The 20203-nt window shown below is 57.8% G+C and carries 18 protein-coding genes; 11 read left to right on the top strand and 7 right to left on the bottom strand.

The window, feature by feature from the left end; genetic code table 11:
• Positions 1-47: 47 nt before the first annotated feature.
• Positions 48-797, top strand: coding sequence for an SDR family NAD(P)-dependent oxidoreductase (locus tag KW829_RS00745; RefSeq protein ID WP_108417417.1), 750 nt, complete (start codon positions 48-50; stop codon positions 795-797).
• Here the strand turns inward: KW829_RS00745 and KW829_RS00740 are convergent.
• The 7 genes from KW829_RS00740 to KW829_RS00710 are packed head-to-tail and all read right to left on the bottom strand — an operon-like array spanning position 794 to position 7628.
• Positions 794-1723 (bottom strand): ABC transporter ATP-binding protein, encoded by a 930-nt coding sequence (locus KW829_RS00740; protein ID WP_218307399.1) that lies wholly within the window; start codon positions 1721-1723, stop codon positions 794-796. The genes KW829_RS00745 and KW829_RS00740 overlap by 4 nt on opposite strands.
• Positions 1716-2702: an ABC transporter ATP-binding protein gene (locus tag KW829_RS00735; protein WP_218307398.1), complete on the bottom strand. Its 987-nt coding sequence runs from the start codon at positions 2700-2702 to the stop codon at positions 1716-1718. Before KW829_RS00735 ends, KW829_RS00740 begins: the two co-directional genes overlap by 8 nt.
• Positions 2702-3595: a D,D-dipeptide ABC transporter permease gene (gene ddpC / locus KW829_RS00730; RefSeq protein ID WP_215229869.1), complete on the bottom strand. Its 894-nt coding sequence runs from the start codon at positions 3593-3595 to the stop codon at positions 2702-2704. Before ddpC ends, KW829_RS00735 begins: the two co-directional genes overlap by 1 nt.
• The gene (locus KW829_RS00725) at positions 3592-4614 is read right to left on the bottom strand and encodes an ABC transporter permease (RefSeq protein ID WP_126817046.1); all 1023 of its coding nucleotides are present in this window, start codon (positions 4612-4614) and stop codon (positions 3592-3594) included. The genes ddpC and KW829_RS00725 overlap by 4 nt, the downstream gene beginning before the upstream one ends.
• A 23-nt stretch (positions 4615-4637) precedes the next feature.
• A complete protein-coding gene (locus KW829_RS00720) occupies positions 4638-6170 on the bottom strand; it encodes an ABC transporter substrate-binding protein (protein WP_108417420.1) in 1533 nt (510 codons plus the stop codon).
• Between the two features lie 15 nt (positions 6171-6185).
• The gene (gene ddpX / locus KW829_RS00715; RefSeq protein ID WP_218307397.1) at positions 6186-6761 is read right to left on the bottom strand and encodes a D-alanyl-D-alanine dipeptidase; all 576 of its coding nucleotides are present in this window, start codon (positions 6759-6761) and stop codon (positions 6186-6188) included.
• Between the two features lie 12 nt (positions 6762-6773).
• Positions 6774-7628, bottom strand: coding sequence for a MurR/RpiR family transcriptional regulator (locus KW829_RS00710; protein WP_010431311.1), 855 nt, complete (start codon positions 7626-7628; stop codon positions 6774-6776).
• A 267-nt stretch (positions 7629-7895) separates the two neighbouring features.
• Here KW829_RS00710 and KW829_RS00705 point away from each other — a divergent pair, with 267 nt between their 5' ends.
• From KW829_RS00705 to KW829_RS00660, 10 genes are all read left to right on the top strand, one after another.
• Entirely contained in the window at positions 7896-9371 is a 1476-nt protein-coding gene (locus KW829_RS00705; RefSeq protein WP_218307396.1) for a carboxylesterase, read from the top strand.
• A gap of 213 nt (positions 9372-9584) precedes the next feature.
• A complete protein-coding gene (locus KW829_RS00700; RefSeq protein ID WP_218307395.1) occupies positions 9585-10796 on the top strand; it encodes a diguanylate phosphodiesterase in 1212 nt (403 codons plus the stop codon).
• A gap of 100 nt (positions 10797-10896) precedes the next feature.
• Positions 10897-11787 (top strand): aminoimidazole riboside kinase, encoded by an 891-nt coding sequence (locus KW829_RS00695; protein WP_010431302.1) that lies wholly within the window; start codon positions 10897-10899, stop codon positions 11785-11787.
• 170 nt (positions 11788-11957) lie between these two features.
• Positions 11958-13475 carry a carbohydrate porin gene (locus KW829_RS00690; protein ID WP_218307394.1) on the top strand — a complete coding sequence of 506 codons (1518 nt, stop codon included), beginning with the start codon at positions 11958-11960 and terminating at the stop codon, positions 13473-13475.
• Between the two features lie 67 nt (positions 13476-13542).
• On the top strand, positions 13543-14913 hold the full coding sequence (locus tag KW829_RS00685; RefSeq protein WP_010431297.1) for a sucrose-specific PTS transporter subunit IIBC: 1371 nt from the start codon (positions 13543-13545) through the stop codon (positions 14911-14913).
• Entirely contained in the window at positions 14913-16319 is a 1407-nt protein-coding gene (locus tag KW829_RS00680) for a sucrose-6-phosphate hydrolase (RefSeq protein ID WP_218307393.1), read from the top strand. Before KW829_RS00685 ends, KW829_RS00680 begins: the two co-directional genes overlap by 1 nt.
• A 28-nt stretch (positions 16320-16347) precedes the next feature.
• Positions 16348-17364, top strand: a complete 1017-nt coding sequence (locus KW829_RS00675) for a LacI family DNA-binding transcriptional regulator (RefSeq protein WP_010431293.1) — start codon at positions 16348-16350, stop codon at positions 17362-17364.
• 89 nt (positions 17365-17453) lie between these two features.
• Positions 17454-19004 carry a methyl-accepting chemotaxis protein gene (locus tag KW829_RS00670; protein ID WP_218307392.1) on the top strand — a complete coding sequence of 517 codons (1551 nt, stop codon included), beginning with the start codon at positions 17454-17456 and terminating at the stop codon, positions 19002-19004.
• 200 nt (positions 19005-19204) lie between these two features.
• Positions 19205-19618: a hypothetical protein gene (locus tag KW829_RS00665; protein WP_010431287.1), complete on the top strand. Its 414-nt coding sequence runs from the start codon at positions 19205-19207 to the stop codon at positions 19616-19618.
• A 5-nt stretch (positions 19619-19623) separates the two neighbouring features.
• Entirely contained in the window at positions 19624-20184 is a 561-nt protein-coding gene (locus KW829_RS00660; protein ID WP_218307795.1) for an RNA polymerase sigma factor, read from the top strand.
• The last annotated feature ends 19 nt before the right edge of the window (positions 20185-20203 follow it).

Below are 20203 nucleotides of genomic sequence, written 5' to 3'. Positions count from 1 at the left end.
AGCGCTAAAGTGTGTTCAACCCAACCCCCTCATTAAAGGTGAATACAATGAACACAACGCTCGCAGGAAAAATCGCACTGGTCACCGGAGGCAGCACAGGTATTGGTCTGGCAACCGCGCAGGAGCTGGCGGCACAGGGTGCTAAGGTCTATATTACCGGTCGCCGCCAGGCTGAGCTGGATGCCGCTGTCACCAGCATCGGTGCCGCTGCCGTGGGTATCCGTGCAGACGTCTCTTCGCTTGCCGATCTCGACCGGATCTACGCCCAAATTGCACAAGAAGCAGGTCACCTGGATATCCTGTTTGCTAACGCAGGCGGCGGGGACATGCTGCCGCTCGGGGCCATCACCGAAGAGCAGTTTGACCGGATCTTCGGCATTAACGTGCGGGGCGTACTGTTTACGGTACAAAAAGCGCTGCCGCTGTTGGTCACCGGCTCATCCATCATCCTTACGGGGTCGACCGTATCGGTGAAAGGGACCGCCAACTTCAGCGTGTACAGCGCCAGTAAGGCCGCCGTGCGTAACTTTGCCCGCTCCTGGGCACTGGATTTACAGGGGCGGGGCATTCGCGTCAACGTCGTCAGCCCTGGTCCGGTCAAAACCCCAGGACTGGGTGACCTGGTGCCAGAATCCCAGCGCCAGGGGCTTTACGACGCGCTGGCCGCTCAGGTTCCGCTGGGCCGCTTAGGGGCACCGGGAGAGGTCGGTAAAGCTGTGGCGTTTCTGGCCTCCGACGCGGCCAGCTTTATTAATGCCGTCGAGCTGTTTGTCGACGGCGGAATGGCGCAAATCTAACCCGCATTTCTCCAGCAGCGCACGTTTCGGCCCTCACGCGAGGGCTGTAACGGTTGAGGACGTTCACACCCCTGCGTTGCCATCGGGCAGCGGTCGCGAAAATAACACCCTTCAGGCAGATGGCGGTTACCCGGAAGGTCCGTTTTACGCAGCGCCAGCGCTTCATCCAGCGGCACGCCGGTTTTCGGGACGGAGTCCAGCAGCAGCCGGGTATACGGGTGCTGAGGATCCCCCAGAACCTGCGCGGCGCTTCCCAGCTCAACGATTTGCCCCAGATACATCACCGCCACGCGGTCGCTCATGTGCCGGACCACCGAGACGTTATGCGAGATCAGCACATAGGTGAGATTGCGCTGCTGCTGCAGCTTGATCAGCAGATTGAGGATCTGCGCCTGCACGGAGATATCCAGCGCGCTGGTGGGTTCATCCAGCACGATGACGTCAGGATCGGAGGAGAGCGCGCGGGCGATGGCGATGCGCTGGCGCTGGCCGCCCGAAAACGCGTGGGGGAGTCGCTCGAGGTATTCCGGACGAATCCCGACCTGCAGCGCCAGATCTTCAGCAAGCTGGCGACGTTCACGTACGCTGCTGCGTTTTTGCACCCACACCGGCTCGGTGATAATCCGCCAGACCGGCAAGCGCGGATCGAGCGACGAGAGCGGATCCTGAAACACCATCTGCATATCGCCAGCATGGTGTGTCCGCTGGCAAACGCCGGTACTGGGTTTGAGCATCCCCATCAGCAGCTGCGCCAGCGTGCTTTTGCCGCAGCCGGACTCTCCGACAATGCCCAGCGTTTCGCCCCGATGGAGCTGGAGATCCAGCCCGTTGAGGGCGTGAACCTGCTCGGTAACGTGCCCAAGCCAGTTTTTGCGCGCGGTAAAGTTCACGTGCACGCTGTTCAGTTCCAGCAGAATGTCAGACATGGTGTGCCCCCTGTTGCGGGTACCAGCATGCCGCCTGTTGGCCTTCAGCGCCATGTGGCATCAGGCGGGGCGTTTCGCCGCATTTTGCGCCAGCGGCAAAGCAGCGCTCGCGAAATGCACACCCGCGCGGAAGCTGGCTGAGGTTCGGTACCGTGCCGGGAATGGCGGGCAGAACATCGCGAGGTTGGCCGTTTTCCGGTGCGCACTGCAGCAGGCCGATGGAATAGGGATGAACGGGATGATGTATTAACGTCTGCGTGACACCGCTCTCTATCACGCTTCCTGCATACATCACGTACATCCTGTCACAAAGCTGCGATACCACCGCCATATCGTGGCTGATAAACAGCACTGAGGTGCCGCTGGCGCGCGCTTTATGCTTCAGTAACCGCAGCACCTGCAGCTGGACGGTCACATCCAGCGCGGTGGTGGGCTCATCCGCAACGATAAGCTCCGGCTCGCAGGAGAAGGCAAGGGCAATCATCACCCGCTGACGCATGCCGCCGGAAAGCTCAAACGGATAGCGCTCCATCACTCTGGCCGCGTCGGGGATTTGCATCTCCTCCAGCAGGCTGATGGCTTTTTGCTGTGATTCGCGGCGGGAGAGCGGCTGATGCTGGCGGATCACCTCCACCATCTGTTTGCCGATGCGCCGGGTGGGATTGAGCGCCGTCATCGGCTCCTGAAAAATCATCGCCACCTTCGCGCCGCGCCACTGGCGAAGCTGTTTTTCCGTGGCGTTCAGCACGTCTTCACCCAGCAGAGTGACCTTTCCGTGATGAACACGGTAGCTGCCTTCCGGCAGCAGGCGCATCGCCAGCATCGCCGTCACCGATTTGCCCGAACCGGACTCGCCCACCACGCCGACGATTTCCCCGCGTTTGATCTCCAGCGAAACGTGGTTAAGCGCATGAACGTCTCCGCGAAAAATCGGGAAGCTCAGGTGTACATCTTCTATCGCTAAAACGGCATCACTCATCACTGCTTTCCTCCCGATTTCGGATCCAGCAGGTCGCGGATCCCATCGCCAAACAGGTTAAAACCGACAGCGGTGATCAGAATCGCCGCTCCCGGAAAGGCGCAGTACCACCACTGGTCAAGCACGTAGTTGCGGCCAACGGCGACCATCGCACCCCATTCGGCGGTGGGCTGCTGCGCGCCTAAACCAATGAAGCCCAGCGTGGCGGCCATCAGGATCGCGCTGCCGATATCCAGTGAGGCCTGCACAATCAGCGGCGGCAGGGCGTTGCGCAGGATGTGCCAGCTGATCAAGTGCCATCGCGAAGCGCCAAAGGTACGTGCGGCCTGCACGTAGGTAAACTGACGCACCACCAGCGTTTGCCCGCGCGCCAGGCGGACATAAAACGGAATGCGCACAATCGCAATCGCCAGCATCGCGTTAAACAGGCTCGGACCGAGCGCGGCGGCCAGCGCCATCGTCAGCACCAGCGACGGGATGGAGAGCATAATGTCCATGATCCGCATGATAATGGCGTCACCGCGCCCGCCCAGCACGCCGGACAGACAGCCGAGCAGCGAGCCAATACCGCCCGCGATCGCCACCACGGCTAACCCTGCGGTAATGGACTGCTGGCTGCCAATCAGCACCCGGCTGAACAGATCGCGGCCCACTTCATCGGTGCCAAACCAGTGTTGCGCAGACGGTGCCTGCAGGCGGGCGGTCAGGTCGAGCGCGTTCGGGTCGTGCGGTACGATCCACGGTGATGTCACCATCAGCGCCAGCATCAGCAGCATTATCACGCCGCCAATCAGCGTGAGCGGGCTTTGGCGCAGCATCCAGAACAGCTTTGCCCAGTTGATGCGCTGCGTTGCGGGTTTTACGGGGACGGACGTTTCCTGAGTTAACATCATTCGGCACCTCCGCGCCCGATTCGTGGGTCAATCCACAGATAGAGCAGATCCACCACCAGATTGACGAAGACATACGCCAGCGACACCACCACCGCGAATCCCATTACTGCCGGGAAATCCAGCGCCTGTATAGAGGTCACCACCCAGGCACCCATTCCCGGCCAGGCAAAGACGGTTTCGGTCAGCACCGCACCGTAAAGCAGATCGCCCAGCGCCAGCCCGAGCACCGTAATCGACGGGATCATCGCATTGGGCAGAGCATAGCGCAGGACGATGTACCAGCCCGGCAGGCCGCTGGCGCGGGCGGTGCGGATATAATCCTCGCTAAGCTGCTCCAGCATCGCCGAGCGAACCTGTCGCGCTACAATTCCCAGGTGAACAAACGCCAGGGTGAGCGAGGGGAGAATCAGGTGCTGCAGCGCGTTGAAAAACACCTCGCCGTTGCCTTCCAGCAGCGCATCCAGCAGATAAAACCCGGTCACGTGCGTGGGCGGATCGAGCCAGTCATCCAGCCTGCCGCCGCCCGGGAGAATTTGCAGTTGTCCGTAGAACAGCACAATCACCCCCAGCCCCAGCCAAAACGCGGGCGTGGAGATGCCGGTCATCGCCATCAGCCGCACCAGGTGGTCCAGCCAGCGGTTACGGTAGACCGCGGATAAAATGCCCAGCGGCACGCCAATCACCAGCGCCAGCAGCAGGGAGCAAAAGGCCAGTTCCAGCGTGGCGGGAAAAAAGGCCTTCAAATCTTCCGCCACCGGCCGCCCCGTGCGGATGGAGGTGCCTAAATCACCGTGCGCCAGCGCGTCCACGTAGCGACCAAACTGGACCCAGAGCGGCTGGTCCAGCCCCAGCTGCTGGCGGATGCTCTGGACCATTTCGTCGCTGGCGCGGTCACCGGCCAGCAGGCGGGCCGGATCGCCGGGGATCATGTGTGAAATAACAAAGGTGATAATACAGACACCGGCCACCACCAGAAGTAACCCCCAGCAGCGCTGGCGCAGAATGCTCCAGAACGTCATACATTTTCCCCCGGCGAGAGCCGCTACTTGCTCATGGTGGCGATGTTGAACACCTGCTCGAGCATCGGATTAAAGGTGAAGCCTTTGACCTCTTTGTTCATCGCCAGCTGGTAGTTTTTCTGGAACAGATAAACGTAGGCCGCCTCGTCAATCACCACTTTTTGCGCCTGCTGGTAGTCCTTGGTGCGCTCGGCCTGGTCAGTGGTTTTCAGCGCCGCCTGAAGCAGGGCATCGACCTCTTTGTTCTCATAGAACGAGCGGTTGCCCGGCAGCCCTTTTTTGTCCGATTCGAACCAGTAGTTCATGAACATATACGGGTCGGCAAAGTCCGGGCTCCAGTTGCCGATGGCGATGTCGTAATCGCCTTTGCCCACGCGGTCGCGCATGGTGGCGTTGGCCAGTTTCTCCAGCTTGACGTTAATCCCGAGCTTGCCGAGGCTCGCCTGAGTGGAGAGGGCGATCGGCTCCCAGTTGGGATCGTTGTCGGAATAGAGGAACGTCAGGCTGGCGGGTTTATCCTTCACTTTTTCCAGCGCCGCTTTTGCTTTGGCCTCGTCAAAGCTGTACTGCATGGCGGTGGCGTCATAGCCCCACATGCCGTCCGGGATCGGCCCGCGCATCTGCTTGCCGTTGCCGCTCAGAATACCTTTCACCATCCCCTGATAGTCCGTCGCCCAGGAGACAGCCCGGCGTAAATCAGCCTGGTTCATCGGCGCTTTGCTGTTGTTCAGATAGAGATAGGTCACACGCAGGGACGGGTATTCCGCGACGGTCACTTTGCCTTCCTGCTTGAGGGCGGAAAGCTGATCCACCGGCAGAGAGTCGGCGATGTCCAGATCGCCACGGGAAAGCTGCAGGCGGCGCGATGCGCTCTCGCCAATGATCTTCACCGACACGCGCTTAAAGTGCGGCTTGTCGCCCGGCCAGTGTGGGTTAGGTACCAGCACCAGCTGCTGGCCTTTCTGCCAGCTTTTCAGCATAAACGGGCCAGATCCCGCCGTGTTCTGCGCCAGAAAACCGCGTGCATCATCGGCGGAATTGGCTTTCAGCGCCGCCGGGTTAATGATGGAGGCCCCGTCGTTCGCCAGCGTATAGAGGAACGGGGCAAACGGCTGGCTGAGGGTAAATTTCACCGTGTGCTCATCAACCGCATCAATCTTGAGATCTTTCGGGAAGGCTTCCGACGGGCCCTGAGCGATTTTCAGCAGACGTTCGAAGGATAGCTTGACCGCCTCGGCGGTGACCGGCGTACCGTCGGAGAATCTGGCGTTGTCCGTCAGGGTAAATGTCCACTCTTTCTGGTCGTCGGACGCTTTCCAGCCCGTCGACAGATCGCCTTCCACCTCGGTCGTGCCCGGCTTGTATTTCACCAGACGTTGATAGGACGGGTAGGTGACCGTCCAGTCGTTGTTATCAATTGTCACCGCCGGGTCAAGGGTTTGCGGATCGGCCGCCTTGCCAATCACCAGCATATCTTTGGGAACGGCTGCCAGTGCAGCGGTAGAAGTTAACGCCAGCGTAGCGGCGATCAGGGTGGTAAGAAGCGTTTTTTTCATGGCCGGGCTCCAGTATTAACGTGCAGCGTGTGTGGTCGAAAAACAGGGAAATTGGTCGTCTAACAGCGGGTAGCCTGCGGCGTTTGGCAGCTCGAAATGCCACCATTCGCTGCTGATGCCCACGAATCCGCCGCCAAACATAATGGCGTTGAGCAGCAGGCGGTTGCGCTGTGCCTGCGGCGGTACGGAAGGGTGATACGGATGCGAGCGGTCGTGCATTTCGTCAAACCCGGCGCCCATATCCAGCACGTGACCCCGTTCATCCATCAAGGTGACGTCGATGGCGGTCCCCCGGCTGTGGTTCGAGCCAATGGCCACATCAACCACGTATTCCGGGTTTGGGCATGCATCCCACAGCTGCGCCTGGGCCTCGTGCGGACGGTAGGCGTCGTAGACCACCAGTTTCAGTCCGGCCAGGGTAGCAATGCCGATCGATTTCGCTAACGCGGTAGCCGCATCGGTATGCAGCAAGCATCGAGCTTCCTGATAAATCGGCCTGCCGGTGATGTTGTCATCGGTGGCGTATTTAAGATCGATATGCAGCGCGGGAAACGTCTTCGCCACATCAACCAGTTGATACTCGTCGGACATTGATCCACTCCTTTAGCGTTCGAATTGACCAAACTCTTGTTGTAGCTGTCGGTTTACCGCGAGGCGTTCCGGCAGCGCTTCACCCAGTGCTTCCACCACGCCCGAGAGCAGCAGGTTGAACAGGCAACTGACGGGGGCAAGCGAATCCCAGAAGTGTCCGGTATCGGTTTTCACCTGCAGTAAATCGATAGGGTAATCCCGCGCCCACGGACACCAGATATCGGTAATGAGCGCCATCGGAATGCCTTTTTCACTCGCGACGCGACAGTACTGACGGGCGATAGCGGAGTAAGCGCGGGTATCGGTCAGCACCACGTAGGGGTTGGCAAATCCGGAGTTCAGGGACTCCACCCAACTGCCGGATAACCCTTCTGAGTAGCTCACGCGCGGGCGCAGATATTCCAGATGGCTGAAGAACGCATTAGCGATCCCGCGCGTCGACTGAATACCCAGCACAAATACCGCGTCTGCACGGGCAAGCTGATGGACCACCTGCCTGAAGGCCTCGCTTTGCGCCAGCTGGTACACCTGCGTAATCGCGTCGATTTCCAGGGAAAGCGAGTGCTGAACGCGGTCCGACAGCGGTTGCTGCTGTTGCCACGAGTCAAGACGCTCGTTCATACCCCAGGGCTGATAAGGGTCGCGCAGGCTTTTTTTTGCATCGTCAAGATTGCGGTAGCCCAGCTTGCGCAGGAAGCGCCCGACGGTGATCCCGCTGGTCCCGGTAATCAGCGCCACGCTTTCTGCCGTTTCAAAGGGGATCTGCGCGGCGTGCGCCAGCATCCAGCTTGCCACCCGCTTTTCGCTTGGCGTGAGCTGACTGAAGGTCGCTTCGATACGGCTCAGCACTTCAGGTTGTGTCGTCATACCGCCTCGCTGTTAACTCGCTGTCAATTGCCGATTTTTTGTTACCTGATTAACAATGCAGGACGCGTGCCATGTTCACAGAGGGGGTAAAACCCGCTATGCAGCAAAGTTAATGCAATATTTGTTTAACCAATGATCAACATTTGTGCAGCGTAGTTCACTTTTGGTGCATTGGTCGAAGCGGAGGAGAATGATTTTGGTGAATACGTCAGTGCCTTCACATTTTTGTTAAGATTGAAGGACACTGAGCTGGAAAGGAAAATCGGCATGGCGAATTGGCCCTGGCGTGTCAGCGTGCGGCTGATCGCGTTCGCAAAGAAAAGTATCCTGGTGTTGGGGATTATCCTGTTTGTACTGCTCGCCGTGCGGGTTTATCTCTCGCAGCAGGGGCCGGAACTGCACCGCTGGCATACCTGGCGCGCGGATGAAATGTCCGTCCAGGAGATGGACAAGGCAAATTTCGCCCAGTACCTGACCCGCGAAAACGCCATTTTCAGCGCGCTGGAAAACGAGGTGACGGCGAAAACGGAAGCAGAAGAGAAGACCCCTCTTAACCGCTACAACCGCCAGAGCCTGGTATGGCCAGGACAGTTTTCACCCGATGCCAACCGTTCATTTGTGCTGATGCCAAAAGGCAAACCACGCGGAGCGGTGGTGCTGCTTCACGGACTGACGGATTCGCCTTACAGCGTAAAACACCTTGCGGTTAACTATCAGCAGCACGGTTTTGTCGCCGTTGTTCCGCGCCTGCCCGGTCATGGCACTGCGCCTGGTGCGTTAACGGATGTCGACTGGGAGATGTGGATGGCGGCGACGCGGCTTGCCGTACGTGAAGCGACGCGTCTGGCGGGTGACGCAGTCCCGCTGCATCTGGTGGGGTATTCCAACGGCGGGGCGCTGGCCATGAAGTATGCCCTTGATGCGCTCGACGCCCCGACGTTGCGTAAACCTCACCAGCTGGTACTGCTGTCGCCCATGATTGGCGTCACGGCGTTCGCCCGTTTTGCCGGATTCGCCGGGCTCCCCGCGATGTTACCGGCATTCGCCAAAGCCGCGTGGCTCAACATTGCTCCAGAATATAACCCTTACAAATATAATTCGTTTCCGGTGAACGCGGCGCGACAGTCGTGGTTACTTACGCAGGCGTTGCAGCAGCAGCTTAGCCATGATGCACAGAGCCACCGCCTCGACCAGCTCGCGCCGGTGATAGCGTTTCAGTCCATCATGGACTCTACGGTCAGTACCCGGGCGGTGGTGACGGGGCTGTTCGACCAGCTTCCGGCAAACGGCAGTGAACTGGTGGTGTTTGATATCAACCAGGCGGCGAGCTTCCGTCCGTTGTTTAAACCCTCTTCATGGACAGCGCTTGCCGATCTCCTGCCTGCGGTAAAAAGGCGTTACAGTGTCACGGTGGTGACTAATCGCGGTGTAAACAGTGATGACACGGTTGCTAAGATTACGCCAGCGGAGAGTATGCGTGAAACGGTCGTCCCGCTGTCGATGCTGTATCCGCAAGAGGTCTATTCGCTCTCGCATGTGGCCATCCCGTTCCCTCCTGAAGATGATCTGTATGGCCGTCAACCGGAGGTCAAAAACCGCTATGGCATCAGCCTGGGAACCATTGCGCTGTGGGGCGAGACATCGGTTCTTAGCGTTGGGAAGGATGCGCTCATGCGAGTCACGTCGAATCCGTTTTACGACTATATGCAGGAGCGGATTAACCGGCGCATCGACGGAAATTAATTGGTTTAATGAATAGATTAGGCCGCAAGGGGGAAGTATGTTATACACAAAATCATTCATGCTGGATCAAGGCGGCGAGTCTGAGAATCCCCAGGAGCTTACTGAAGTAAGTGACTGGGGTGAACAGACGTAGCCAACGCAGAGGCAGCTTGAAGGATGAAGTGTATAAACAGTAACTTCCAGACGTTTACCTCATATTCGGACCCCGATTCTGTGCTTACTACTCTCATTTATCGAAGCCAGTTGAATTTATCCTGCAGCTCTGCAGAGCTCAGCGCGCTGGTTGAAAAGGCCAGGATCCGTAATACGGGGGAGAACATCACCGGTATTCTTCTCTCGAATGGAAGCGAAATCCTGCAACTTCTCGAAGGGAAAGAAGAGAGCGTGGTGAAACTCTTCCATAAAATCCGCGCAGATGAACGGCATGCAGGCGTGGTCGAGCTTATGCGGGATTACGGTCCGCGCCGACGTTTCGACAACGTCGGCATGCTGCTGTTCGATCTGCAGGTTCAGTCGCAGAAAGAGGTTCTGGAATCGGTTCTACATTACAGTAAGCTCGAGAGTTATCTGACATCTGACGATCGGGTGTTTAAATTTATCCAGTCGTTTATTACCGGCGATAAATCGACATCGTCTGGCTCGCATTACGAACCGGAGAAATGGACGCTTTCCCGCGAGAGCACGGATTTTGGTGATGCCTTAGGGCTGTTCGCGGATCAACCCTGCCAGTTTGCCCTTCAGCCGATTGTCGAGCCCTCGGAAGGCAAAATTAGCTCTTTTGAAGCGCTGATCCGCGGAAATGACGGCGGAAGCCCGGAGCATTTCTTCAATGCTCTCGATCCGGATAAGATTTACGAGGTCGATCTGCAAACCAAAGCGTATGCCTTCGCGCTGGCCGAAAAACTGGGGATCGGGAGTCATAAACTTGCAGTGAACCTGCTGCCAATGTCGCTGGTGAATGTGCCTGGCGCGGTTGAGTTTCTGGTCGAACAGATCGGCAGGTATGGTTTACAGCCTGAACAGGTCATCATCGAAGTGACCGAAAACGAGATGATTTCCGGTTTCAATAAGTTTAATAGCGCCATTAAACAGCTGCGTGCAGAAGGGATTGGTCTGGCCATTGACGATTTTGGCTCTGGCTATGCCGGACTTTCTCTGCTGACCCGATTCCAGCCGGATAAAATTAAAATCGACCGGGAGATTGTCAGCAATATTCACCTGAGCGGCCCGAAGCAGGCGATTGTGCGCTCAATCATTAGCTGCTGTACCGACCTTGAAATTACCCTGGTGGCCGAAGGCATCGAGAAGCTCGAAGAGTGGTTCTGGCTGGAGTCTGCCGGAATACGCCGTTTTCAGGGCTTTTTGTTTGCTCGCCCACAGCTGAACGGCGTGTCTGATATTAACTGGCCGCATATGACGCGTTGATCACGCATTCCATACATTTCCTCCTCGACTATTTCCCCCTCATGCCAGGCTGTGCTTAAATAGCTAAAACGGTTTAACATTGTTTAGCAAAGAGGGTGACATGAAAAAGATCTGGGTTCTTGGTGATGCCGTAGTGGATCTCCTGCCAGATGGGGAAGGCAGGTTATTGCAATGCCCCGGCGGCGCACCGGCAAACGTGGCGGTTGGTGTGGCGCGGCTGGGGGGAAACAGCGCGTTTATCGGCAGAGTGGGCGACGATCCTTTTGGCCGCTTTATGTATCAGATATTAGCTGATGAGAAGGTTGAGGTGCAGCAGATGCGCCTTGACCCGGCGCATCGTACCTCTACGGTGGTTGTCGATCTGGATGACCAGGGCGAACGCTCGTTTACCTTCATGGTGCGCCCGAGCGCCGATTTGTTTCTGGAACCCGCCGATCTGCCGTCCTTCAGCGCCGGTGAGTGGCTGCACGTCTGCTCCATCGCCTTAAGCGCAGAACCGAGCCGCTCAGCGGCGTTTCAGGCGATGGCCTCCATCAGAGAAGCGGGCGGTTACGTCAGTTTCGACCCCAATATTCGTCCGGATCTCTGGGCTGATGAGAACGAACTTCGCCGCTGCCTCGAACTGGCTTTGCAGCACGCAGACGTGGTCAAACTCTCCGTTGAGGAGCTGACGTTTTTAACCCACGACGCTCAGGTAAAAACCGGGCTGGAGTCACTCATGCGCCGCTGTCCGGCCCGTCTGGTGCTGGTCACGCTGGGCAAAGAGGGCGTTATCGCCTGGCATGATGGCGCCGTGAAACACTATCCGGGAACCTCCGTGGAGTGTGTTGATACGACCGGAGCAGGTGATGCCTTCGTGGCCGGTCTTCTCTACGGACTGGCCGCCGGTCAGGAACTTGTCCCGGTCATCGGACTCGCGCAGCGCTGCGGCGCGTTAGCCACGACGGCGAAAGGGGCAATGACCGCGCTGCCTTACCATCACGAACTGTAATTCCCCCCCATGGCCGCCCGTCGGCGGCCTGAATTGTTGCCTCGATCACACAAACTAAATCGGTTTAGCAAAAAACATTGCCGATCCAAATTTCACAGGTTTAGTATCAGCAACCTAAACCGGTTTAGCACTTTAGCACTTTTAATAAATTCTTTTAGGGATGCGACAAAATGTATAAAAAACGCAGACTTGCCGTGATGATAGGCATGCTGGCCGGCAGTACCTCTGTTTTTGCCCAAACGGATATGACAAGCATCGAAGCGCGCCTTGCCGCGATGGAGCAGCGCCTCCAGGCTGCGGAAACCCGCGCACAGGTTGCCGAGAAACGTGCCACGGCGGCGGAGCAAAAAACGCAGCAGCTGGTGGCGGCACAGCAGCAGGCGCAAACCACCACTAAGGAGGTGGCGCAACGTACCACGGTGCTGGAGAAAAAAGCCGACCAGAGCAGCGGGTTTGAGTTCCACGGCTACGCCCGTTCGGGCCTGCTGATGAACGACGCGGCCTCCAGCAGTAAAAGTGGTCCATACCTGACGCCAGCCGGGGAAACCGGTGGTGCGGTAGGGCGTCTGGGTAACGAAGCAGACACCTACGTTGAGCTGAACGTGGAGCACAAACAGACGCTCGACAGCGGGGCGACCACCCGCTTCAAGGCAATGCTTGCCGACGGTCAGAAGACCTATAACGACTGGTCCGCCGATACCAGCGATCTCAATATTCGTCAGGCCTTTGCCGAACTGGGAAATCTGCCAGATTTTACCGGCGCGCTAAAGGGCAGCACCTTCTGGGCGGGTAAACGATTCGATCGCGATAACTTTGACATTCACTGGCTGGACTCCGACGTGGTGTTTCTCGCCGGAACCGGCGGCGGCGTGTATGACGTGAAGTGGAACGAGAACCTGCGCAGCAACTTCTCGATTTATGGCCGCAACTTTGGCAGCGAAGAGGAGATCGACAATAACGTTCAGAACTACATCCTCAGCATGAACCACTTCGCCGGTCCGCTCCAGGTCATGGTCAGCGGCTTACGCGCGAAGGATAATGACGACCGTAAAGACAGCAGCGGCGATCTGATTAAAACCGATGCGGCGAACAACGGCGTGCACGCCCTGGTCGGCCTGCATAACGAGAGTTTCTACGGGCTGCGTGAAGGTTCCGCCAAAACGGCGCTGCTCTACGGTCACGGTCTGGGCGCCGAGGTCAAAAGCATCGGTTCGGATGGCGCGTTGCTGTCGGAAGCCGATACCTTGCGCTTTGCAAGTTACGGTGTCACGCCGCTCGGTGGTGGCTGGCATATCGCGCCTGCCGTGCTGGCGCAGAGCAGCAAGGACCGCTACGTGAAAGGCGACAGCTATGAGTGGGTCACCCTGAATACGCGCCTGATCAAAGAGGTCACGCAGAATTTCGCCCTCGCGTTCGAGGGTAGCTATCAGTACATGGACTTAAACCCGGAAGGCTACAAGGATCGCAATGCGGTTAACGGCAGCTTCTACAAGCTGACCTTCGCCCCGACGTTAAAAGCGGGCAAGATTGGCGATTTCTTCAGCCGTCCGGAGCTGCGCCTGTTTGCCACCTGGATGGACTGGAGCAGCAAACTGGATAATTACGCCAGCGATGATGCCTTTGGCAGCAGCGGCTTCAACGCTGGCGGGGAATGGAACTTTGGGGTTCAGATGGAAACCTGGTTTTAACCCATCACGCTCCCGCCTGGCGGGAGCGTTTCGCACATCATAAAAAAGAAGTCAGGCAGAGGTATCTATGGATTTTAATCAAATCGCCCGCGAGCTTATTCCGCTGCTCGGTGGCAAGGAAAACATCGCCAGCGCCGCCCACTGCGCAACGCGTCTTCGTCTGGTGCTGGTCGATGACGCGCTTGCCGATCAGCAGGCTATCGGCAAGGTTGAGGGTGTAAAAGGCTGTTTTCGTAACGCCGGGCAGATGCAGGTAATTTTTGGCACGGGCGTGGTCAACAAGGTTTACGCGGCGTTTATTCAGGCGGCGGGTATCAGTGAATCCAGCAAGTCGGAAGCGGCGGATATTGCAGCGCGCAAGCTCAACCCGTTCCAGCGCATCGCGCGTCTGCTCTCCAATATTTTTGTGCCGATTATTCCGGCGATTGTGGCCTCGGGTCTGCTGATGGGGCTGCTCGGGATGGTGAAAACCTACGGCTGGGTTAACGCGGACAACGCGCTCTACATCATGCTGGACATGTGCAGCTCGGCGGCGTTTATCATCCTGCCTATCCTGATTGGCTTCACCGCCGCACGCGAATTTGGCGGCAACCCCTATCTGGGGGCCACGCTGGGCGGGATCCTGACGCACCCGGCGCTGACCAACGCCTGGGGCGTGGCGTCCGGCTTCCACACCATGAACTTCTTCGGGCTTGAGATCGCCATGATTGGCTATCAGGGCACGGTGTTCCCGGTTCTGCTGGCCGTCTGGTTTATGAGCATCGTCGAGAAAAATCTGCGCCGCGCGATCCCGGACGCGCTGGATCTGATTTTGACGCCGTTCCTGACCGTGGTGATCTCCGGCTTTATTGCGCTGTTGATTATCGGCCCGGCAGGGCGCGCGCTGGGCGACGGCATCTCCTTTATCCTGAGTACGCTCATTGAACACGCGGGCTGGCTAGCCGGGCTGCTGTTTGGTGGGCTTTATTCGGTGATTGTGATCACTGGTATTCACCACAGCTTCCACGCCATCGAGGCAGGGCTGCTGGGTAACCCGTCGATTGGTGTTAACTTCCTGCTGCCAATCTGGGCCATGGCGAACGTGGCGCAGGGCGGTGCCTGTCTGGCGGTGTGGTTCAAGACAAAAGATGCCAAAATCAAAGCCATTACCTTACCCTCGGCGTTTTCTGCGATGCTGGGCATCACCGAAGCGGCCATTTTTGGTATCAACCTTCGCTTTGTAAAACCGTTTATCGCCGCGCTGATTGGCGGCGCGGTGGGCGGCGCCTGGGTGGTGTCGGTCCATGTCTATATGACCGCCGTTGGCCTGACCGCTATTCCGGGAATGGCCATCGTGCAGGCCAGCTCGCTGCTCAACTATATTATCGGCATGGTGATTGCGTTCGGCGTGGCGTTTACCGTCTCGCTGCTGCTGAAATATAAAACGGACTCTGAATAATGACTTTCGCTTCCCGCTGGCCTGCGATATTGCAGGCCGTCATGAAGGGCCAGCCGCGCGCGCTGGCCGACAGCCATTACCCCGCGTGGCACGCCGTGCCCGTGACGGGGCTGATGAACGATCCCAACGGTTTTATCTGGTTCGCCGGGCGCTACCACCTGTTTTATCAGTGGAATCCCCTGGATTGCGATCATCGCTACAAATGCTGGGGACACTGGAGTTCAGCGGATCTGGTGCACTGGCAGCATGAGCCGCTGGCGCTGATGCCGGATGAAGAATATGACCGCAACGGCTGCTACTCCGGCAGCGCCGTGGACAATGGCGGCGAACTGACGCTGTGCTACACCGGCAACGTGAAGTTTGACGACGGCAGCCGCACCGCCTGGCAGTGCCTGGCCGTCGAACAACCGGACGGAAGCTTTAAAAAACGGGGCCCGGTGCTGCCGCTGCCGGACGGTTATACCGGACACGTCCGCGACCCGAAGGTGTGGCAACACGACGGGGAGTGGTACATGGTGCTGGGCGCACAAGACGTGCAAAAGCACGGCAAAGTGCTGCTGTTCACATCCAGTGATTTACAGCGCTGGCAGCCTTGCGGCGAGATTGCCGGTCACGGCGTCAACGGCCTGTCGGACGCAGGGTATATGTGGGAGTGTCCGGACCTGTTCGGGCTCGACGGGACGCACGTGTTGATCTGCTGTCCGCAGGGGCTGGCGCGCGAGCCGCATCGCTACCTCAATACCTATCCGGCGACCTGGATGAGTGGGGCGTTTGACTATCAGCGCGCGACGTTTGATCACGGCGAGTTACATGAACTGGACGCCGGGTTCGAGTTCTACGCCCCGCAAACCACGCTGGCGGAAGACGGACGGCGTATCCTCATTGGCTGGATGGGCGTGCCGGACGGGGAAGAGATGCTCCAGCCGACGCGAGCCCATGGCTGGATCCACCAGATGACCTGCCCGCGTGAACTGCGGTATCGCGACGGCAGGCTGTGGCAAACGCCTGTTCGTGAACTGGAAACGCTGCGCGAGACCGAATGTCAGTGGCAGGGTGCTGCCCACGGTGCGCCCGTTCTGGATGCGACGAGTCTTGAGTTTGAGCTGGAAACGGCGTGTGTGAATGTGGATTTTGCCGGCGCGATGCGCCTTCGCTGGGATGAGAAGGGGCTGCGTCTTGAACGTGCCAGCCTGAAAAATGGCGAAACCTTGACCCGGTACTGGCTGGGTGACGTTAACCATTTACGCGTGCTGTGCGACCGTTCCAGCGTTGAGATTTTCATCAATCATGGCGAAGGGGTGATGAGCAGCCGCTATTTTCCTGCTCATCCGGCTCAGGTGTGCTTCGAAGGTGCGTCCGACATCACATTACGCTACTGGTCGCTGCGCCGCTGCATGATAGAATAGGGGTTTTGGCAGCCGGATCTAAGTCGTTGTGAGAAAAACAAAACGCGTCACAATTAAAGACATCGCGGAGCTGGCGGGGGTTTCAAAAGCCACCGCCAGCCTGGTACTGAACGGACGCAGCAAAGAGCTTCGGGTGGCGGAAGAGACCCGCGATCGCGTTCTGGCAATTGCCAAAGAGCATCACTATCAGCCGAGCATTCACGCCCGTTCGCTGCGTGATAACCGCAGCCACACCATTGGTCTGGTGGTCCCGGAGATCACCAACTACGGTTTTGCCGTCTTTTCTCACGAACTGGAAACACTGTGCCGCGAGGCGGGTGTTCAGCTGCTGATTTCCTGTAGCGATGAGAATCCGGGGCAGGAGACCGTGGTGGTCAATAACATGGTGGCGCGCCAGGTAGACGGTCTGATTGTGGCCTCCAGCATGCTGAATGATGCGGACTACCAGAAACTGAGCGAGCAGCTGCCCGTTGTCCTCTTTGACCGCCATATGAACGATAGCTCTCTGCCGTTGGTCATTACCGATTCGATTACCCCCACGGCGGAACTGGTGGCTGAGATCGCCCGCCAGCATCCTGATGAGTTTTATTTCCTCGGCGGGCAGCCACGGCTTTCCCCGACGCGGGACCGTCTGGAAGGCTTTAAGCAAGGTTTACGCGAGGCCAACGTCGAACTACGTCCGGAGTGGATCATTCACGGCAACTATCACCCGAGCTCCGGCTACGAGATGTTCGCTGAGCTTTGCGCGCGCTTAGGCCGTCCGCCTAAAGCCCTCTTTACCGCCGCCTGTGGCCTGCTGGAAGGGGTATTGCGCTATATGGGGCAACATAACCTGTTGCAAAGTGATATCAGGTTAGCCAGTTTTGACGACCATTATTTGTATGATTCGCTGACGATACCGGTTGATACCATTCGCCAGGACAACCGCCAGCTGGCGTGGCACTGCTTTGATCTGATTGGGAAATTGATCGACGGTGAGGCACCGCAACCTGTGCAGCGGAAGCTGGATGCCACCCTTCAGCGGCGCTATAAGTCAGCGGTATAGCCCCGGCCAATACATCAATAACTTTAATTAATTTAAGTTTTGGAACAGCCGATAACCATAAGGAATAATTTTCCTTGAGGTATTGGTTTATGTCGTTGAAGAAGTCGTCCCTGATTGTCCTGTTCTCACTGCTTTTCTTCTTTGTTGTCAGCACTGCTACCAGCGTTGGCCTCATCATTAAAAGTAATAATTCCCTGGATAACGTGAACAAAGAGATCCAGGTTGTGCTCTCCATTATTGACCCTATCAACCATAGCCGTACGCTGCGCGTCAGGGTGATGGAGTACGTGAAGATGGTGGAAGCGGGCAATACTGCCGATGAGGCTGCCAAGCTTTCTGCGGTGAAAGAGGCGCTGACCAAAGCGGACCACGCCTTTGCGGCCTTTATGGCTTCGCCGCGTCTGACGGATGAAGCCCCGCAGGTGGCTGCCTATCAGGATGCCTGGCAAAACTACCGCAACCAGGGGCTGGCTCCGCTGATCGAGGCCGCCGAGGTGCACGACGTGGCCAAATTTAACGCGCTGATCCCGGAAGTCTCCCGCCTCGACCGTCAGTACGAGATCGTTCTCGACCAGGTCCTTTCCATTCATCAGAAATATGCCAAAAGTCTTAACGAGGATGCGAGCAGCAACTTTGTTTCTGGTCTGGTGATTATTGCCGTTATCGCCTGCCTGTTTGTGCTGGTGATTATCGCCGTCAGCCTGCTGATGAAGCGATTTGTCTTCGCGCCGGTTAACCTGGCCCGTGAACACTGCTGCCAGATTGCGGCGGGCAAGCTGGACATACCGGTGCCCGTGAAGGGCAGCGCCGGGAATGAAATCGATCACCTGATGGGGTCGATGGAACAGATGCGTCAGGCGCTGCTCGCCACTATCGCCCAGGTGCGCGACGCGAGCCATATCGTCACGCACGCGGCGCAAGAGATCGCCTCCGGAAATATCGACCTGGCTTCACGCACCGAACAACAGGCATCTGCACTGACACAGACCGCAGCCAGTATGGAAGAGCTGAGCGCGACGGTGGCGAATAATACCGATAATGTATTCCAGGCCGGGAAGCTGGTGCAGGATGCGGTGAAAAATGCCCACACCGGCGAAGCGGTGACCCGCGAAGTGATCGAAACGATGAACACCATTGCGGCGAACTCGAAGCGCATCGAGGATATTACCAGCGTCATTAACAGCATCGCCTTCCAGACCAATATTCTGGCGCTCAACGCGGCAGTTGAAGCCGCGCGCGCGGGCACGCAAGGCCGCGGCTTTGCGGTTGTTGCCAGCGAAGTGCGAACACTCGCGCAGAAAAGCGCGGTGGCGGCGAAGGACATTGAAAGTCTTATCGCGCAGTCTGTTTCCAGCGTGAAAAACGGTGCGCAGTTGGTTAACCGCTCGGGAGACGTTATTGATTCGATTATTTCTTCGGTAAATAAAGTGAATACGCTGATGGAACAGATTTCCGTTGCTTCGGAAGAGCAGAGCCGAGGGATTGGGCAGGTCGGACAGGCGGTGACCGAGATGGATGGCGTGACCCAGCAGAATGCGGCGCTGGTACAGCAGTCTGCCGCAGCGGCGGCCTCGCTGGAAGAGCAGGCGCAGCAGCTTTCACGGAGTATTTCGAGTTTTAGATTGCCGGTGCAGGCGTAAGCCTTTGACATGTGCCGGGTGGCGCTGACGCTTACCCGGCCTACGAAACCTGTAGGCTCGCGCAAGCGTCAGCGCCGGCGGGCAATAACCGCGAATGTGCGGCCAGAGTAATTATTTCATTTTCCCCAGCAATATTTCCCGTCCTCATCCGTCTACCTCATCACAAGCCATAATCAGTTACTGTAAACGAGGTAAACACCATGAGAGATTTTGAACTGCACGGCAGAGGTCACGGACGCGGGTTTGGTCGCCACCGTATGGGCAAGGGTTTAGTCATCGGCGCGGTGATTTTCATCGTGCTCGGCCTGCTGGTGATGACCCTGTGGAACGCATTACTTCCCGCCATCCTCGGCGTGAAAGCCATCGGCTTCTGGCAAGCGCTGGGCATTCTGCTGCTGAGCCGCATTCTGTTCGGTGGGTTGGGCTTCAGGCCAGGCATGTTCGGCGCACACCGCCGGATGCACGAGCGCTGGATGAACATGACGCCCGAACAGCGTGAAGCTTTTATTCAGCAGCGCCGCGCTGGGTTTGGACGCCACGGCCATTGTGGCTGGCGCGACCATCGTGATGAAAAGCGCGATGACACTGCGGCGAAAACACCGGAAGCAGAGTGAACGATATGAAAGCTGGTGAGGCAGGTGAATCATTACTGGTTTCGGCGCTTAATGCCTGCCGCGCCCGCCTGAAGGCATTCATTCGCGGGCGAACGGCGGTTCGCGATGATGCCGACGATATCCTGCAGGAAGTGACGTACCAGCTGATGAAAGTGGAACAGCCGGTGGAGAACGTCGCCGCCTGGCTGTTTCGCGCGGCACGCAATGAGATGACCGACCGGGCGCGGAAAAAGCGCGAGGTTTCGCTCGCTGGCTACTTTACCGCTGACGACGACGAGGATTTCCCTGAAGAGGAGTTAGCCGAAACGTTATTCGGCGTGCCTCAAACGCCGGAGGAGGAGTATCTTAAATCGCTGCTGTGGGAAGAACTCGAGCAAGCCCTGTCGGAACTGCCGCCGTCGCAGCGGGAGGTATTCGAAAAAACGGAATTTCAGGGGTACAGCATGAAAGCGCTGGCGGATGAAACGGGCGACACGGTGCAGGCGTTGTTATCCCGCAAGCACAAGGCCGTGCGATTCCTGCGTAGTCGCCTGCAGGATATCTATGAAGCGTTGACAGGGGAATGAAGTTCGACCACTCTGAAAA

Source organism: Enterobacter sp. ENT02, assembly GCF_019219165.1.
GTDB classification, from domain to species: domain Bacteria; phylum Pseudomonadota; class Gammaproteobacteria; order Enterobacterales; family Enterobacteriaceae; genus Enterobacter; species Enterobacter mori.
Note: the sequence above shows the minus strand (reverse complement) of the source record. Positions and strands in the feature narration are given on the sequence as shown.

Coding starts and splice junctions, on each gene's coding strand:
- KW829_RS00670 (WP_218307392.1), top strand. CDS start 17,454: ATGTCGTTGAAGAAGTCGTCCCTGATTGTCCTGTTCTCACTGCTTTTC.
- KW829_RS00695 (WP_010431302.1), top strand. CDS start 10,897: ATGAAAAAGATCTGGGTTCTTGGTGATGCCGTAGTGGATCTCCTGCCA.
- KW829_RS00745 (WP_108417417.1), top strand. CDS start 48: ATGAACACAACGCTCGCAGGAAAAATCGCACTGGTCACCGGAGGCAGC.
- KW829_RS00690 (WP_218307394.1), top strand. CDS start 11,958: ATGTATAAAAAACGCAGACTTGCCGTGATGATAGGCATGCTGGCCGGC.
- ddpC (WP_215229869.1), bottom strand. CDS start 3,595: ATGATGTTAACTCAGGAAACGTCCGTCCCCGTAAAACCCGCAACGCAG.
- KW829_RS00740 (WP_218307399.1), bottom strand. CDS start 1,723: ATGTCTGACATTCTGCTGGAACTGAACAGCGTGCACGTGAACTTTACC.
- KW829_RS00665 (WP_010431287.1), top strand. CDS start 19,205: ATGAGAGATTTTGAACTGCACGGCAGAGGTCACGGACGCGGGTTTGGT.
- ddpX (WP_218307397.1), bottom strand. CDS start 6,761: ATGTCCGACGAGTATCAACTGGTTGATGTGGCGAAGACGTTTCCCGCG.
- KW829_RS00735 (WP_218307398.1), bottom strand. CDS start 2,702: ATGAGTGATGCCGTTTTAGCGATAGAAGATGTACACCTGAGCTTCCCG.
- KW829_RS00725 (WP_126817046.1), bottom strand. CDS start 4,614: ATGACGTTCTGGAGCATTCTGCGCCAGCGCTGCTGGGGGTTACTTCTG.
- KW829_RS00720 (WP_108417420.1), bottom strand. CDS start 6,170: ATGAAAAAAACGCTTCTTACCACCCTGATCGCCGCTACGCTGGCGTTA.
- KW829_RS00680 (WP_218307393.1), top strand. CDS start 14,913: ATGACTTTCGCTTCCCGCTGGCCTGCGATATTGCAGGCCGTCATGAAG.
- KW829_RS00685 (WP_010431297.1), top strand. CDS start 13,543: ATGGATTTTAATCAAATCGCCCGCGAGCTTATTCCGCTGCTCGGTGGC.
- KW829_RS00705 (WP_218307396.1), top strand. CDS start 7,896: ATGGCGAATTGGCCCTGGCGTGTCAGCGTGCGGCTGATCGCGTTCGCA.
- KW829_RS00710 (WP_010431311.1), bottom strand. CDS start 7,628: ATGACGACACAACCTGAAGTGCTGAGCCGTATCGAAGCGACCTTCAGT.
- KW829_RS00660 (WP_218307795.1), top strand. CDS start 19,624: ATGAAAGCTGGTGAGGCAGGTGAATCATTACTGGTTTCGGCGCTTAAT.